The organism is Ruminococcoides bili (assembly GCF_040093295.1).
Taxonomy (GTDB): domain Bacteria; phylum Bacillota; class Clostridia; order Oscillospirales; family Acutalibacteraceae; genus Ruminococcoides; species Ruminococcoides intestinale_A.
On the sequence record NZ_JBBNJY010000001.1, the window covers coordinates 120,669 to 135,570 of the forward strand.

A 14,902-nucleotide genomic window follows, 5' to 3' on the forward strand; every position below is an offset into this window, starting at 1 on the left:
ACCGCATAATAATTAGCATTATATCACAAAACAATCTAATTATCAATAAAAATGCTCTTTAATTTGAAAAATATAAATTAATTTTCGACCTGTTTTTCAATTTCAATTTGATTTCCGCAATAACCGAGAGTAAGTTTATCTCCGCTTACCGTATAATCAAAATTGTAGCTCTGCTTAAACTCCTGATTAAATATAATAAAACTGTTTTCATCAATTACATATAAACCGTCAATTGTGATTTTGTCCTCACCCGATTTCAGAGTAAGTTTGGCGGTATTATCAGAAAAGCTCAAACTCACCTCCGCACCGCCTTTAAGCACGCCGTGCCAATTTTCACTTGTAAGCTCGTAGCTTTCTCCGGAGGTATCGGCAGTACACGAGCAAAAAATAAAACAAATTATACAGACAAAAACAGCAAAAAACTTTTTCACAAACATCTCTCCCTTCTCTTACAAAATATATTACAAAAAATATTTTATATAACCGTCTTACAAATTTGTTATTTTTCTTGAAAAGCATTATCTGTTTATGATATAGTATATTTGTATGCACATAAAAACTTGGAGGGATAATTTTGCAGTATGAATATACCATGCCACAAAATATTTTTGAAGAAAACGGAGAGGTAATGTGTGCCGGTTGGGCCAAAAAACCTTATTTTAATTTTAACAAAGAACTAAGTAAACAGAATAAACACATAAAAGAGAGCGTAAGTTATTTTTTAAGTACGGGAGAAGTTTCGCTTTATATTTCCACAGAAAACTCAGGTCTTGATTTTTACATAAAAATAGCGCTTGCAAATTTAAAAAACGGCAATGTAATTTCCGATTTTGCCTACAAAAAACAACTTCTCGGCAGAACAGAACTTCCCGAAAGCAAAGAGAGCGGACAGCTTGTTTTTTCAGACAAGCGCATTGAATTTGCCGTAGTAAAGGTTAAAAACGAACGCACCGTAAAATGTAACTTCTACGACTTCGGCGGAAAGGCAGATTTAAGTTTTGAATTTAATATAGATGACAAAAGCGGAGATATTTTAGACCAGGTTGCACCGTTTAAGCGTGACAGAAAGTACTTTTATTTCAAACGCTTTATGCCTGTATTCAGCGCAAGCGGCACAATAAAAGTCGGCAAATCACAATATACGCTAAAAGAAGAAAACACCTCTGTTTATATTGACAGCACATATTATTCAAAGCCAAGACTTCACAGCTACCAGCGACTTACAGCAGATTATATGAGAGGCGAAAACCGTTTTTCGCTTAATCTCGCAAGCAGAGTCGGCGACAACCGCAACGGCAGTGAGAACAGCTTTTTCCTTAACGGAGAATTGCACAAGTTATATAAAATCGAAGTAAAAAATAATGACGGCAGAATTGACCGTCCGTGGTACTTTAAAGGCGGAATTGAAGCAGTCGACATAACATTTAAACCTAACAAAATCGGCGATAAAGCTATGGTTGCACAGATGGACAACACTTCTGTCACATTCGGCGTATTGTTCGGCAAACTTAAGCGTTACGATTATGACGCACCGCTTGTACTTGACAATATTCCCGCACATATGGTATTTAATGAATTTTAATAACAAAAACAGCCTTGACCGTATTTTCACATACAATCAAGGCTGTAATTTTTTAAAATTATTTTCTTATGTTCTGCTTTTTGTTGTCGTCAGAAGAATCTTTTGTAAATCGTGCAACTATAGCAATGGTTGTCAAAAATGAGATAAGAAGATAAATGAGAATTGAAAGTATGGCACCTAGGCTCATTGCAACGCCTGCAATAGCAAGTATGGCCACAATGCCTGCCGCACAACAAAGTAAAGATACTATATTTTTTATGTTTCTCTCTCTGTCAAAAAGGCAAAAGAAAAATCCGATTACCGGTATAATAATTAAAATAGGAGTGTACATTACATAATTTAAAAATGCATCTCCGAGAGTACCGTCTGCAGTACCGCCGATAAATGACATAAGGTCAAGCACCGAGTAAGAGAAAAATTTGCCGTCTGTAGTTGCACCCTGAATATACGGCATAGAACATAACATAACTAATAATGCATAAAAAATACATTGTGCAATTCTGAATCTTTTTCTTGTTTTATTTTCAGGAATTTTAAGCATTTATATCCTCCGAAATACGAGTATTCAAACACACAGTGCCGAACACCTCAATTTATTGTTGTAAAATTAATTATAACACATAATTTTCAGTTGCACAATAGACAATTTTGTGATATACTTAATACAGTTTTGTACAAAGTCCTGCAAAACAGAACTGAAAGGAGCCTATTTATGAGCTATATTAACGAATCAGTAATTTACAATATATATCCACTCGGCTGGTGCGGAGCGCCAAAACAAAATGACGGTCAGCTTGTTTACCGACTTGACAAGATTTATGATTGGATTCCTCATTTTAAAAAAATGAGCATTAACTGCATTGTTTTTAATCCGCTTTTTGAAAGCAGTTTTCACGGATACGATACAATCGACTACAAAAAGGTTGACTGTCGTTTGGGTGATAATGAATCCTTTAAAAAAATTTGTAAAACATTGCACGAAAACGGCATCAAAATCATTCTTGACGGTGTATTTAACCATGTTGGCAGAGATTTCTTTGCTTTTAAAGATGTACAGCAGAATTTACAAAATTCACAGTATTGCGGCTGGTTCCAAAATCTCGGATTTTGGGGTTCAAGTCCAAAAGGAGATCCGTTCACATATGAGGGTTGGGCAGGTCACTACGACCTTGTTAAACTCAATTTACAGAATCAGGATGTAGTAAACTACCTTCTCGGTGCGGCTGAATTTTGGATTGACGAATTTGACATTGACGGACTTCGTCTTGACGCTGCCGATGTAATTGACATAGAATTTTTCAAAAAATTAAGAAATACCTGCAAATCTAAAAAGCCTGATTTTTGGCTTTACGGCGAACTTACACACGGCGACTACAATCATTGGGCAAACAGTGAAACCCTTGATTCCGCAACAAACTACGAGTGTTACAAGGGTATTTATTCAAGCCACAACGACCATAATTATTTTGAAATTGCACATTCGCTTAACCGTCAGTTTGCAAACGGCGGTATTTACAGAAACATTTACACCTACAACTTTGTAGATAACCACGATGTAAACAGAATTGCAAGCTCATTAAAGGACAAAAATCACCTTAATAATGTTTATACCCTTATGTACACAATGCCGGGTGTACCGTCAATTTACTATGGCAGTGAATACGGCATTGAGGGTATGAGAACAAACCACAGCGATTACGAACTTCGTCCTTGTCTTGACCTTGACAGTATTCCGAATCCAAACTATAAACTGTTTGACCATATTGTAAAACTCGGCAAAATCAGGCTTGCACTTGAGGCTTTGAAGTACGGCGACTTTGCAAATGTAAAAATTATGAACGAAAAGCTCGTTTATAAAAGATGGACAAATAATCAGACTGTATTTGTTGCATTCAACCTTACAGACCATGATGAATGGATAGATTTTGACACAGGCTGCAACGCAAAACTTACAGATGTTTTAAACGATAACGAGGTTATTGATGTAAACGGTTACTACAATCTTTATATGAAACCGTATTCTGCAAGAATTTTGGTTGTAAACGACGGCAGCTTTAAAGTTGATTTTTCTGATAATTCTACAGAAGAAATTACAAAACCTGTCGAAAATACAGAATCAACAGATGCACAGGTTGAGGAACAGCATTTTTACACAGAAGTAAAGCCGGGTAAATACAGACATTTCAAGGGAAATGAATATGAAGTTATCGGTACTGCTCTGCACAGCGAAACAGGAGAAAAACTCGTAGTTTACAAAGCGCTTTACAATGACGGCGGACTTTGGGTAAGACCTTACGATATGTTCAAAGAAATCATTGAAAAAGACGGCAAAAAAATTCAGAGATTCACTCCGATTGATTAATACTTTATAAAAACTAAGCCGACCAACAAGCTTATAATTGCTTATTGGTCGGCTTTAAAATTGACTTTTTTGCATATTATAGAATTATTTTTCCTGTAAATACTTTTCTATCAATTTCGGTTGTATCAACGGATATGTCCAGTTCTCAGGCAATTCGTCCATAAGAACCACTTTCTCCATTTCACTATGTAATTCTTTCGCAAACTCTGTTATCTCTGCAAAACAAAGCAGTCCAAACGTTTCTTCACCTGTATCATTTACTCTGGTTTTACCTGTTACTGAATAAACACAGATTGGCTTTATCTCAAATCTGACTGCACCTGTTTCTTCCTGCAATTCTCTTTTAGCAGTTTCAAGAATATTCTCACCGGCTTCTCTATGTCCTCCCGGTACTTCATATGTATCTCTTTCTTTATGCTTGCAAAATACCCACTTGCCGTTACTCTGTGAGATTACTACTGCAAATCTCAATAGTTCATCATTAACTGTATCATAAAATTTTACTTTCAACATATTTTCTCTCCATTTACATATCTATAATATTTCATTCTCAATAAAATCCGCAATACCATCTTCATCATTTGAACCAATTACAATATCAGCTCTCTCTTTCACTTCGTCAATTGCATTCCCCATTGCAACACCTATTCCACATAATTCCAGCATCCCAATATCCGCATAGTCATCTCCAAAAACAATAATTGAATCTATACTAAATCCACATACTTCCGTAATCTTTATAATTGCGTTTTCTTTCGTCACATTCTTTTTTGTGAACTTGTACCAAAATCCATCAGAGAAACGAATACAATCACAATCAGAGAGTCTATGAGCTAATTCATCTGCTTTATCTTGATTAAATATTTCAACACACATTTTCAATGAACATTCGTTAAAATCCGAAAAATCTGTATAAATACTATCTCCCCAGCTCTTATCCAACTTCTTAGGATCTATTTTATAATTCCAATAATGTGCATCTATTGTGTCTATCGTAATTTCGCAATCATTTCCACAAATATTTCTTGCCATGTCAATCATCGCATTCGTTTCTTCTTCGGAAAATTCTGCCCTATAAATATATTCTGTTTTGTATTTTACCAATGCCCCTCCACTCGATATTAAAATATCGGGCATTAATTCATTTAAATACACTAAAGAATTCTGTTCACTTCTAGAGGTAGAGACACCTATCAATATATCATTTTCCTTGCATTTTTTTAGAGCTAATAATGTTTTACTTGACATTGTTTTGTCACTCTGTAATAAAGTTCCGTCTAAATCAAATAATAGAAGTTTGCATTTCTTCATATCATTTTTCCTTTCCGTTCTTCTCAATAATTACATTTGCATTAATTACTCTCTCCCACAAACAGAGTCATTTGATAAAGCAAATGCCGGAAACTCGCATAAATTTAGGTTTTCGGCATTTTAATCCATTATTTCAACTCAACAATAGTTACGCCACTTTCGCCCTCGCCGAAAACTCCGAGTCTAAAACTTTTGACGGCTTTATGAGTTCTAAGGAATGATTGAATTTCTCTTCTTAATACGCCTGTACCCTTGCCGTGAATAATAGTAAGCTGGTTAATATTCATAAGCACCGCATTGTCGATTGCCTTATCAACAATCATAATTGCGTCAAAGGCGGTTTCGCCACGAACATCCACTTCCGTAGTCGGGCGAACATCAAGAGTACTGTGTACATTTCTTTTTGCGGAATACTGCGGTGGCTGTTGCTTTTTCTCTTTAATAAGTCGGAGATTATCAATTTTCACTCTTGTTTTTATAATGCCTGCCTGCACAAGAACCATTCCGTCTTTTGTCGGCGGCGCAAGTACGGTTGCGTTTTTGTCAATGTCAAAAATAAGCACACTGTCGCCTACCTTAAGCGGCCTTGGCAATTTGTACTTTTCGCCGTCCGACTGTTTTTTCATAACAGGGTCAGCATTATTTTCCATTGTATTGAGATTCTTTTTGAGCTTTGCACGAGCCTCGGCAGACATCTCTTTTGCCTTTCGTGCCTTATCAAGTTCTTCCACCAAAGCGTCAGCCTGCGCTCTTGTCCTCGAAATAATGCGCTGTGCCTCTTGTTTTGCTCTCTCAATTTCACGCTCGGCATTCTCTTTTGCTCTGCGAATTTCATTTTCCGCCTTTTGCTTTTCTGTGTTTGCTTTTGCGGTGAGTCGGTTTGCGTTTTCTATCTGCTTTTCAAGGCTTTGTCTGCGTTTTTCAAGAGTACCGACAACATCTTCAAACTGTCGGCTTTCGCTTGAAACAAGCTCTTTTGCTCTCTCAACAATTTCATCATCCATACCGAGCCTTTTGGTGATTGCAAAAGCGTTACTCTTACCGGGCACGCCAATCAAAAGTCTGTATGTTGGTCTTAAAGTTGTAACATCAAATTCACAGCAAGCATTTTCTACGCCCTCGGTACGCAAAGCAAATTCCTTCAATTCCGCATAATGGGTTGTACTTGCAATTTTTGCATGCTTATCCCTTAATTTTTCAAGAATTGAAATTGCAAGCGCCGCACCCTCGACAGGGTCGGTACCAGCACCGAGTTCATCTATCAGTACAAGCGAACCTGAATTTGCAAGTTTGATAATCTGAATAATATTAGTCATATGCGCCGAGAATGTTGACAGCGACTGCTCAATACTCTGCTCATCGCCTATATCTACAAGCACCCTGCGGAATACCGAAAGCTCGCTGTTGTCTGCGCACGGCACAAGAAGTCCGCACATAGCCATAAGTGTGAGCAAACCGAGAGTTTTTAATGTAACGGTCTTACCGCCTGTATTAGGGCCTGTGATTACAAGCGTATCAAAATTCTTTCCGAGAACAATATCAACAGGTACAACCTTGTCTTTGTCTATAATCGGGTGTCTTGCCTGTTTTAAATCCACAATGCCCCTGTCATTCATAATCGGCATTGAAGCTCTCATATTATATGCGAGGTTTGCCTTTGCAAACACAAAATTAAGAATAGCGAGATTTTTATAACTTGCTATAATTGCATCTGCAAAATCTCCTGCATTCGCCGAAAGTTCAAACAAAATTCTTTCGATTTCGTCATCTTCCTTTGAACGCAAAAGTTTTATATCATTATTTGCCTGCACAACGCCCATCGGTTCAATAAATACCGTAGCACCGCTTGCTGAAGTATCGTGCACAAGTCCCGGAACATTGCCCCTGCATTCACTTCTTACAGGCACAACATATCTGCCGTCACGCTGAGTTACGATAGCGTCCTGCAAATACTTAAGATATTGTGTGCTGTGAATAATTTTATCAAGCACTTCTCTTGCCTTTGAGGATGCTGTACGAATTTTTCTGCGTATATCCGCAAGCGTTGAACTTGCTTTATCGGAAATTTCGTCCTCGCTTATAATAGCGTTTGTAATTTTCTCTTCAAGAAATTTATTCGACACAAGACCGCTGAAATATCCGTCCAGTGTAGTTTCCGTAGATGCAAATTTTGAATGCCATTCCTTTACGGAACGGATAATTCTAAGCGTTTCGGCAATCTGTAAAAGCTCGCCTGTAGAAAGACAGCCGCCCGCCTCTGCTCTGCGTAATGCATTTGCACAATTTTTTGCACCGCCGAATGACGGTGTTCCGTATTTTCCGCTTAAAACAACCGCATCATCGGTTTGTTTTAACAATTTTTTAACTTTTTCAAGTTCAAACTGCGGTTCAAGCGACAACGCCATTTCTTTAGCGTCATCAATACTTGTCTGATCCGCAAGTAATTTTAAAATCTTGTCAAGTTCAAGAGTTTTATAATGTCTGTTCATATAATCATACCTAAATTAACTTATAGTTTTATAAAAATTAAGCGTTGAAAAATCCTTTTCAAACATATATTTTAAATAATTTTCGCTCGCCTCGTTAAGTACATCAAGGTCGCTTTCAGGTAATGCAAAAGAAAAAAGTTTATTGTCATCGGCATAAACAGTATGCCTTAAAGCCGTAAGAGATGAACGGTTTAGCAAAATCTTCATATCTCCGTTTTCACGGTGACAATCCGCACATTCAATAGTACCGCTTTTGGGAAGGAAAAACATATTGTCACACAAATATTCACCGCAAATTCTGCACATTCTAAGGTCAGGCATATATCCCGCAAGACTTGCAAGGCGCATTTCAAGGCACGGTTTAATAAGCTGTGCCGAACGCTTATTTTCCGACAAAAGATATAAGGAATTTAAAATTAATTTCAAAAATTCCTCCGAATTTTGCTCACGGGGACAAATTGTAATTGCAAGCTCGCAAAAATACTGCGCAAGGCAGGTTTTTACAACATCTCCCCTAAGTTTTGAAAAAATCCTTTCGGGAATCGCATCACCGATTATGTAGCTCTCCCGACCTTTATACACGGTAAGTCGGGAGTATGTGAGTAAGGAGGTCGCCGCACACTTTTGATTTTTAATATTTTTAGCGCCACGGACAAAAGCCTTGATAATGCCGTTGGTTGCGGTCAGAGCGTGAACGAGTTTATCCTGTTCACCTATATTTTGCTCTTTCACTATCAGCCCCATCGTCTGGAATTTCATCGGTTTCCTCCCTGAGAATTGTATCTGCGCCCAAATCTTTGGTATCCTGAATACTTTTATACCTTAAATAATCGAGCACATTGCCTGTTGTAAAAAATGCATTCCACATATACCATTCATCCATAAAAAACACCTCCGATTGTAGTGTTTCACAAATGAACGAATTTATATTATGAAAATTATTACAACTGTGTTTTTTGGAATTTTTTCTCATAAAAAACAATAGTCATATTATCATGCAGCTGTTCTTCTTTGCCTGTTCTCAAATATCCGAGTTTTTCATATAAATAGCACAATTTTTTCTCTTGCTTTATGGTATCAAGTGTAAAGCAACTGATATTTTTATAAGCTTCCTCAATGCACTTCATAGCAAGCTGTGCATAACCGTAATTTTGAAATTGCGGAAGTATAAACAAAGGTGAAATTCGCCTTGTGCTTTTATCAATTTCAACAATTCTTACAGCACCTATTATTTCTTCATCTTTCATAATAAAATAATATTTTGTAAAAGGTTGCCGAAATTTGTTCTGTATTACTTCTACCGTTTCACAAGCAGGGTTTGTATCATAATCACGATACCTTGTTAAAATATCATAAAAAGCTATTCTTTGCATATCACAAATTTTTTGGCAATCTGCAAAATCCGCTAATTTTATATATATGCTCATCAGTCAAAATTACTTTCGTCAAAGCCAAAGTTCTGCAAAAGCTGCGCACGGTTACGCCAATCCTCTTTTACCTTTATCCACACCTGCAAAAATACTTTGCAATCAAAAAATCTTTCCATATCCTGTCTTGCAAATGTGCTGATTTTCTTTAGCATTGCACCGTTTTTGCCGATAAGAATACGCTTATGCGACTCTTTTTCGCAGAAAATTGTTGCGTCAATGTCGAGTATGCCGTTATCTCTTGTTTTCATTTTTTCAATAACAACGGCTGTACCGTGCGGAATTTCGGCATTGCAAAGTCTTAAGATTTTCTCTCTGATAATTTCAGAGGCAATAACTCTTTCAGGTTGGTCTGTAAGAGTATCGTCTTCAAAGAAATGACCACCCTCGCTCGCCTGATTCTTGAGTTCCTCGAGCAATTCGTTCATACCGTTGCCGTCACTTGCGCTGACAGGTACAATAGCCTCAAAATCATAGAGTTTGCTGTACTCAAGAATTTGTTTCATCAATATTTCTTTATCCTTAATCATATCAATTTTATTGATAACAAGAATTGCGGGCATACCGAGAGCCTTAAATTTGTCGATAAAGTCAAGCTCGGTTTGTACGGGGCTTTTATCCGCCTCAACAACGAGCATACAGCAGTCAACGCCTCCAACAGACTCGTTTACGGAACGAACCATATACTTGCCAAGTGAATTTTTCGGCTTGTGCATACCCGGTGTATCAAAGAAAACAAGCTGATACTCGCCCTCTGTAAGAACACCTGTAATTCTGTTTCTTGTAGTCTGGGGTTTGCTTGACACAATTGCAATTTTCGTGCCGAGAAGTCTGTTTAATATTGAACTTTTACCGACATTCGGTCTGCCGACTATGGCAATAAAAGCTGATTTATCATTTGTATTCATAAATTTCTCCGTTTTAAAAAATTAGGGGCAAGCAAAATGCATTACCCCTTTGTTAAATGTCTGTTTTTTAATTTTATAAATTTTTCTTTAATTCCCACAGGACCAAGCACAACAAAAAATGCTGAAATCACCGCTGAAATCAAAAGAAATATAAGGTAAAGCAAATTTTCGGCAAAAAAGGTAAATATAGTGTTAATTACATTAAAATCAAGAAAAAATATACACGCAATCACTGCCGCACCCAACGCAACTGTAAGCACTGCTCCGGCAGCCGCATCCTTGGCAAACTTAACAAGAGGTTCGTATCTGTCGGCAACAAGACCGCACAAATCCTCTACGCAGGTATTGACCGTTTCAAGCGCCATAACCGAAGTTATCAGCAAAACAAGTACAGCGTATTGCGTAGGCGAAAAGGAATAAAACATTGAAAACAGCATAACATAAATTCCTGCCACAATATGAAATCTCATATGCGACTCGCTGTTTATTGTTCTTATAATTCCTTTAAACGCACATTTAAAACCGAAAATCTGTTTCTTCATAGTTTAATCAAGCCATATCGTCATCAACTATGTAGCTTGAAGATGCTGGAAGTCCGAGCTGTTCCATAATAAGCTCCTCTTTCTCACGCATACGAACTCTCTCCATATTATCAATATGGTCATAACCGAGAAGATGAAGTACGCTGTGTGCTGTAAGATAACCTACCTCACGCTGGAAACTATGGCCGTAAAGCTCTGCCTGATCTCTTGCTTTTTCCATAGAAATTACAACATCGCCGAGAATCTGTGCGCCTGTTTCAATATCTTTGTCATACACACCGTTTTCACCCATTGGGAAAGAAAGTACATCAGTTTCAATGTCTTTATCTCTGTACTGCTTGTTAAGCTCCTTAATCTGTGCATTATCAACAAATGTTACGCTGATCTCAGCCGGTCCTTCAAATTTTTCAAGTTTTAATACGGCGTTACAGCAGCGTCTTACAAGCATTCGGATACCTGTTGGAATTTTAACAGCTTTTTGTTTGTTTGTGATTACTACTCTGATTTTGTTATCTGGCATTTTGCTCAAATCCTTCCGTATTATTTTTCAATTTATTAAAATAAATTAAATTTGTTTATCAGTCACGATCTCTCGTGTTCTCATACTTTGCATAGGCTTTAATAATATCCTGAACAAGTTTATGACGCACAACATCTTTTTCGTCAAAGCGGCAGCAACCTATGCCGTCAATATTTTTAAGGATTTTTATACAATCCTTAAGACCGCTTTTAGCACCCCTCGGTAAGTCGATCTGGGTAATATCGCCTGTGATTACCATTTTTGAGTTAAAGCCGAGTCTTGTTAAAAACATCTTCATCTGCTCGCAAGTGGTGTTCTGCGCCTCATCAAGAATTATAAAGCTGTCATCAAGAGTTCTGCCTCGCATATAAGCAAGAGGCGCAACCTCAATATTGCCACGCTCGACATACTTTTGATAGGTTTCGGCACCGAGCATATCAAACAAAGCGTCATATAAAGGTCTTAAGTACGGGTCAACTTTGCTTTGCAAATCGCCGGGCAAAAATCCCAACTTCTCACCTGCCTCAACCGCAGGTCTTGTAAGAATAATTCTGTTTACAATCTTACTGCGAAAAGCCGTTACTGCCATAGCAACCGCAAGGTAAGTCTTACCTGTACCGGCAGGTCCTACACCTATAGTTATTGTGTTATTCGCAATAGTTGTACAATATTTTTTCTGACCTATGGTTTTAGGTTTAATCGGTTTACCTTTTGAAGTAATACAAATACAGTCGCCCGCAAGCTGTTCAATCTTATCTTCGCTGCCTTCGTTGACGAGCGAAATACAATAGCGTACATTCTGCTCGGAAAGCGCTTCTCCTCTGTTGATAAGCTGTAAAAGGCTGTCTATTACCTTACCGGCTTTAGATACATTTTCAGCTTCTCCGTCTATTTTAAGCTCGCTGTCACGACTGACAACCTTTACCGTAAATTCTTTTTCAATCAGTTTAATATTTTCGTCAAAACTGCCAAAAAGTGCAACGGCATTTTCCATTCTGTCAATGCTTATTATTTGTTCCGTAAAATCAAACCCTCGATAAACAAAATTTATATTTAAATTATAACACAATATTTATAAAAAAACTTATTAAATATAGCTTTTTTTACTAAAAAATTAAATTTTGTTAGATTTGACGAATATGCAAGTCGGTATTTATGCATTATTTGTATTTTTTCACTTTTTACAATTAGTTATATTTGATAATTACTTGACAAAAAGTATTTTATAGTATATAATAGCACAAGTGTAAAGAAAACAGCTTTACACCTAAACACAGTTTGAAGCGGCGGGAGCATTTATTATGGAAAAAAATGTAGAAGTATCCTTACTTTTTGATTTCTACGGTGAATTGCTTAAACCGTCATGCAGACAGGCAATTGACCTGTATTACAACGAAGATTTGTCGCTTGCAGAGATTGCTGCGCAGACAGGCATTACCCGTCAGGGTGTGCGTGACAGTATAAAACGCAGTGAAGAAAAGCTTTTTGAACTCGAAAAAAAGCTCGGACTTTTTAAAAGATTTGTTCAGCTTGAGAACGGACTTGACAAAATCGCATCTCTTTCGGAACAGATTTATAAAAGCTCTGCTGATGACATAACAAAAAAGCTTGCACTCGAAATCAATCGAACGGCAGGCACACTCAAAGAATAAAGGAGTGTATTTATGGCTTTTGAAGGACTTTCAGAAAAGCTAAGTAATGCTTTTAAAAAATTAAAGAATAAAGGTAAGCTTTCAGAGAACGATGTTAAGGAAGCTATGCGAGAAGTCAGACTTGCTTTGCTCGAGGCTGATGTAAACTACAAAGTAGCTAAAGAACTTACCGCAAAAATCACAGAAAGAGCCGTTGGTCAGGATGTAATGGAAAGCCTTACTCCGGGACAGATGGTTGTAAAAATCGTAAATGAAGAACTTACCGAACTTATGGGCGGCGACAATGCAAGAATTGAATTTGCGTCAAAACCGCCTACAGTTATTATGCTCTGCGGTTTGCAGGGTTCAGGTAAAACTACCCACGCAGCCAAACTTGCTCTTATGCTTAAAAATCAAAATCACAGACCTTTGCTCGTTGCCTGCGATATATACAGACCTGCAGCTATTGACCAGTTAAAGGTAGTAGGTGCAAAAGCAGGTGTGCCTGTATTTGAAAAAGGTACTCAAAATCCTGTAAAGACAGCCAAAGAGGCAATCAGAAACGCCAAAGACTACGGCAATGATGTTGTTATTCTTGATACCGCAGGTCGTTTGCACATTGACGAAGAGCTTATGGATGAGCTTAAAAATGTAAAGGCTGAAGTTGAGCCTAACGAGATTTTACTCGTTATCGACTCAATGACAGGTCAGGATGCGGTTAATGTTGCAAAATCATTTAACGAAAAGCTTGAGATTTCAGGTGTAATTCTTACAAAACTCGACGGTGATACCCGTGGCGGTGCAGCACTTTCGGTAAAGGCCGTAACAGGCAAGCCTATTAAATTTGCAGGTACGGGCGAAAAACTTGAAGATATTGAAGTATTCCATCCTGATCGTATGGCAAGCCGTATTCTCGGTATGGGTGATGTTCTTACCCTTATTGAAGACGCTCAAAACAAGATTGATCAGGACAAAGCCGAAGAAATGGCTAAAAAGATGATGAGCAATAAGTTTGACTTTAATGATCTTAATGATCAGTTTGCTCAAATCAAAAAGATGGGCCCTTTAAAGGGTATTTTGGCAAAAATCCCCGGCATTGCAAATCAGCTTGACAACATAAATATTGATGACAGACAGATTGACTGGACACAGGCTATCATACTTTCGATGACACCTGAAGAAAGATCAAATCCTTCCCTGCTCAATCCTTCAAGAAAAAGAAGAATTGCAGCCGGTTCAGGCAGAAGTGTTGAAGAAGTCAACAGACTTATCAAACAGCTTGAGCAAATGCAAAAGATGATGAAACAACTTAAAAACAAAACAAAAGGCACTAAGGGCGGCAAAAAAAGAAAAATGAAAAAGCTCCCGGGTCTTGGCGGAATGCCTATGAGCAATCTTCCAAAAAACTAACACGCATTCAACCAAATAAAATTTGGTGAATATAGATTTATAACATTTACGGAGGTAAAGAAAATGGCAGTTAAAATCAGACTTAGAAGAATGGGTTCAAAGAAAGCACCTTTTTACAGAGTAGTAGTAGCAGATTCAAGATATCCAAGAAACGGTCGTTTCATTGAAGAAATCGGCACATACGATATTCTTAAGAAGCCATCAGAGTTCAATGTTGACGCAGAAGCTGTTAAGAAGTGGATTGCTAACGGTGCTCAACCAACTGATACAGTTAAGGCTCTTCTTAAGAAGAACGGCATTATTGAATAATCAGTCACGAAAGGGAAACCAAAATGCAGGAATTACTTACTGTAATAGCACAGGGTCTTGTTGATGATCCGACTGCTGTAAAGGTTACTGCCGATGAACCAAATGAGGACGGCACAATCGTATATCACATTTCTGTAGCAGAGGCTGATATGGGCAGAATTATCGGTAAGCAGGGCAGAATTGCCAAAGCTATCCGCACAATTGCTCGCAGCGCAGCTATCCGTTACGAAGAAAAGATTATGGTTGAAATCGACTGATAACTAAAACTTTAAAACCTTCGGCTTTTGTCGGAGGTTTTATTTTTTGTTGTTTATTAAAAGTCGTAGTAAATTATGGTTTAGCTCACAGCTTAAACTGAATAATTTAAAAATTTAGGTCAAGCCTTTTTAAAAGATCGGAAGAGCACTAGAT

At 37.6% G+C, this 14,902-nt stretch carries 18 protein-coding genes; 6 read left to right on the top strand and 12 right to left on the bottom strand.

What is annotated here, in order from left to right; translation table 11 throughout:
* Positions 1–77: 77 nt before the first annotated feature.
* Positions 78–431, bottom strand: coding sequence for a hypothetical protein (locus AAAY30_RS00635; RefSeq protein WP_301965449.1), 354 nt, complete (start codon positions 429–431; stop codon positions 78–80).
* Between the two features lie 143 nt (positions 432–574).
* Between AAAY30_RS00635 and AAAY30_RS00640 the strand changes: the two genes are divergently transcribed.
* Complete coding sequence (locus tag AAAY30_RS00640; RefSeq protein WP_337781696.1) at positions 575–1,582, top strand: DUF2804 family protein; 1,008 nt, start codon at positions 575–577, stop codon at positions 1,580–1,582.
* Positions 1,583–1,640: 58 nt separating this feature from the next.
* Here the strand turns inward: AAAY30_RS00640 and AAAY30_RS00645 are convergent, their stop codons facing one another.
* Complete coding sequence (locus AAAY30_RS00645; protein ID WP_195410119.1) at positions 1,641–2,123, bottom strand: hypothetical protein; 483 nt, start codon at positions 2,121–2,123, stop codon at positions 1,641–1,643.
* Between the two features lie 171 nt (positions 2,124–2,294).
* Here AAAY30_RS00645 and AAAY30_RS00650 point away from each other — a divergent pair, with 171 nt between their 5' ends.
* Complete coding sequence (locus AAAY30_RS00650) at positions 2,295–3,944, top strand: DUF1653 domain-containing protein (protein ID WP_301965451.1); 1,650 nt, start codon at positions 2,295–2,297, stop codon at positions 3,942–3,944.
* A gap of 84 nt (positions 3,945–4,028) precedes the next feature.
* Here the strand turns inward: AAAY30_RS00650 and AAAY30_RS00655 are convergent, their stop codons facing one another.
* The 10 genes from AAAY30_RS00655 to AAAY30_RS00700 form a co-directional block, all read right to left on the bottom strand.
* A complete protein-coding gene (locus AAAY30_RS00655; protein ID WP_022235358.1) occupies positions 4,029–4,457 on the bottom strand; it encodes an NUDIX hydrolase in 429 nt (142 codons plus the stop codon).
* Positions 4,458–4,478: 21 nt separating this feature from the next.
* Positions 4,479–5,255: a Cof-type HAD-IIB family hydrolase gene (locus AAAY30_RS00660; RefSeq protein WP_337782104.1), complete on the bottom strand. Its 777-nt coding sequence runs from the start codon at positions 5,253–5,255 to the stop codon at positions 4,479–4,481.
* A 128-nt stretch (positions 5,256–5,383) separates the two neighbouring features.
* A complete protein-coding gene (locus AAAY30_RS00665) occupies positions 5,384–7,744 on the bottom strand; it encodes an endonuclease MutS2 (RefSeq protein ID WP_337782105.1) in 2,361 nt (786 codons plus the stop codon).
* A gap of 15 nt (positions 7,745–7,759) precedes the next feature.
* Positions 7,760–8,503 (bottom strand): DNA repair protein RecO, encoded by a 744-nt coding sequence (recO, locus tag AAAY30_RS00670; protein WP_294384878.1) that lies wholly within the window; start codon positions 8,501–8,503, stop codon positions 7,760–7,762.
* Positions 8,454–8,627 (bottom strand): hypothetical protein, encoded by a 174-nt coding sequence (locus tag AAAY30_RS00675; RefSeq protein ID WP_022235354.1) that lies wholly within the window; start codon positions 8,625–8,627, stop codon positions 8,454–8,456. The genes recO and AAAY30_RS00675 overlap by 50 nt, the downstream gene beginning before the upstream one ends.
* 58 nt (positions 8,628–8,685) lie before the next feature.
* Positions 8,686–9,171 carry a GNAT family N-acetyltransferase gene (locus AAAY30_RS00680; RefSeq protein ID WP_117705881.1) on the bottom strand — a complete coding sequence of 162 codons (486 nt, stop codon included), beginning with the start codon at positions 9,169–9,171 and terminating at the stop codon, positions 8,686–8,688.
* Entirely contained in the window at positions 9,171–10,079 is a 909-nt protein-coding gene (era, locus tag AAAY30_RS00685; RefSeq protein ID WP_295049421.1) for a GTPase Era, read from the bottom strand. Before era ends, AAAY30_RS00680 begins: the two co-directional genes overlap by 1 nt.
* A gap of 41 nt (positions 10,080–10,120) precedes the next feature.
* Positions 10,121–10,621, bottom strand: a complete 501-nt coding sequence (locus AAAY30_RS00690; RefSeq protein ID WP_022235352.1) for a diacylglycerol kinase family protein — start codon at positions 10,619–10,621, stop codon at positions 10,121–10,123.
* 7 nt (positions 10,622–10,628) lie between these two features.
* On the bottom strand, positions 10,629–11,141 hold the full coding sequence (ybeY, locus tag AAAY30_RS00695; RefSeq protein ID WP_022235351.1) for an rRNA maturation RNase YbeY: 513 nt from the start codon (positions 11,139–11,141) through the stop codon (positions 10,629–10,631).
* Between the two features lie 58 nt (positions 11,142–11,199).
* On the bottom strand, positions 11,200–12,135 hold the full coding sequence (locus AAAY30_RS00700) for a PhoH family protein (RefSeq protein ID WP_022235350.1): 936 nt from the start codon (positions 12,133–12,135) through the stop codon (positions 11,200–11,202).
* A gap of 307 nt (positions 12,136–12,442) precedes the next feature.
* Here AAAY30_RS00700 and ylxM point away from each other — a divergent pair, with 307 nt between their 5' ends.
* The 4 genes from ylxM (at position 12,443) to AAAY30_RS00720 (ending at position 14,748) form a co-directional block, all read left to right on the top strand.
* Complete coding sequence (gene ylxM, locus AAAY30_RS00705) at positions 12,443–12,793, top strand: YlxM family DNA-binding protein (RefSeq protein WP_022235349.1); 351 nt, start codon at positions 12,443–12,445, stop codon at positions 12,791–12,793.
* 12 nt (positions 12,794–12,805) lie between these two features.
* Positions 12,806–14,182: a signal recognition particle protein gene (ffh, locus tag AAAY30_RS00710; RefSeq protein ID WP_186934551.1), complete on the top strand. Its 1,377-nt coding sequence runs from the start codon at positions 12,806–12,808 to the stop codon at positions 14,180–14,182.
* Positions 14,183–14,245: 63 nt separating this feature from the next.
* Positions 14,246–14,491 carry a 30S ribosomal protein S16 gene (rpsP, locus tag AAAY30_RS00715; protein WP_022235347.1) on the top strand — a complete coding sequence of 82 codons (246 nt, stop codon included), beginning with the start codon at positions 14,246–14,248 and terminating at the stop codon, positions 14,489–14,491.
* Positions 14,492–14,514: 23 nt separating this feature from the next.
* A complete protein-coding gene (locus tag AAAY30_RS00720) occupies positions 14,515–14,748 on the top strand; it encodes a KH domain-containing protein (protein WP_249376940.1) in 234 nt (77 codons plus the stop codon).
* Positions 14,749–14,902 lie beyond the last annotated feature (154 nt).

Bases quoted from the DNA above. Each gene is read 5' to 3' on its own strand.
- rpsP (WP_022235347.1), top strand. From the start codon at position 14,246: ATGGCAGTTAAAATCAGACTTAGAAGAATGGGTTCAAAGAAAGCACCT.
- AAAY30_RS00665 (WP_337782105.1), bottom strand. From the start codon at position 7,744: ATGAACAGACATTATAAAACTCTTGAACTTGACAAGATTTTAAAATTA.
- AAAY30_RS00720 (WP_249376940.1), top strand. From the start codon at position 14,515: ATGCAGGAATTACTTACTGTAATAGCACAGGGTCTTGTTGATGATCCG.
- ylxM (WP_022235349.1), top strand. From the start codon at position 12,443: ATGGAAAAAAATGTAGAAGTATCCTTACTTTTTGATTTCTACGGTGAA.
- ffh (WP_186934551.1), top strand. From the start codon at position 12,806: ATGGCTTTTGAAGGACTTTCAGAAAAGCTAAGTAATGCTTTTAAAAAA.
- recO (WP_294384878.1), bottom strand. From the start codon at position 8,503: ATGAAATTCCAGACGATGGGGCTGATAGTGAAAGAGCAAAATATAGGT.
- AAAY30_RS00650 (WP_301965451.1), top strand. From the start codon at position 2,295: ATGAGCTATATTAACGAATCAGTAATTTACAATATATATCCACTCGGC.
- AAAY30_RS00690 (WP_022235352.1), bottom strand. From the start codon at position 10,621: ATGAAGAAACAGATTTTCGGTTTTAAATGTGCGTTTAAAGGAATTATA.
- AAAY30_RS00700 (WP_022235350.1), bottom strand. From the start codon at position 12,135: ATGGAAAATGCCGTTGCACTTTTTGGCAGTTTTGACGAAAATATTAAA.
- AAAY30_RS00645 (WP_195410119.1), bottom strand. From the start codon at position 2,123: ATGCTTAAAATTCCTGAAAATAAAACAAGAAAAAGATTCAGAATTGCA.
- ybeY (WP_022235351.1), bottom strand. From the start codon at position 11,141: ATGCCAGATAACAAAATCAGAGTAGTAATCACAAACAAACAAAAAGCT.
- AAAY30_RS00675 (WP_022235354.1), bottom strand. From the start codon at position 8,627: ATGGATGAATGGTATATGTGGAATGCATTTTTTACAACAGGCAATGTG.
- AAAY30_RS00655 (WP_022235358.1), bottom strand. From the start codon at position 4,457: ATGTTGAAAGTAAAATTTTATGATACAGTTAATGATGAACTATTGAGA.
- AAAY30_RS00660 (WP_337782104.1), bottom strand. From the start codon at position 5,255: ATGAAGAAATGCAAACTTCTATTATTTGATTTAGACGGAACTTTATTA.
- era (WP_295049421.1), bottom strand. From the start codon at position 10,079: ATGAATACAAATGATAAATCAGCTTTTATTGCCATAGTCGGCAGACCG.
- AAAY30_RS00680 (WP_117705881.1), bottom strand. From the start codon at position 9,171: ATGAGCATATATATAAAATTAGCGGATTTTGCAGATTGCCAAAAAATT.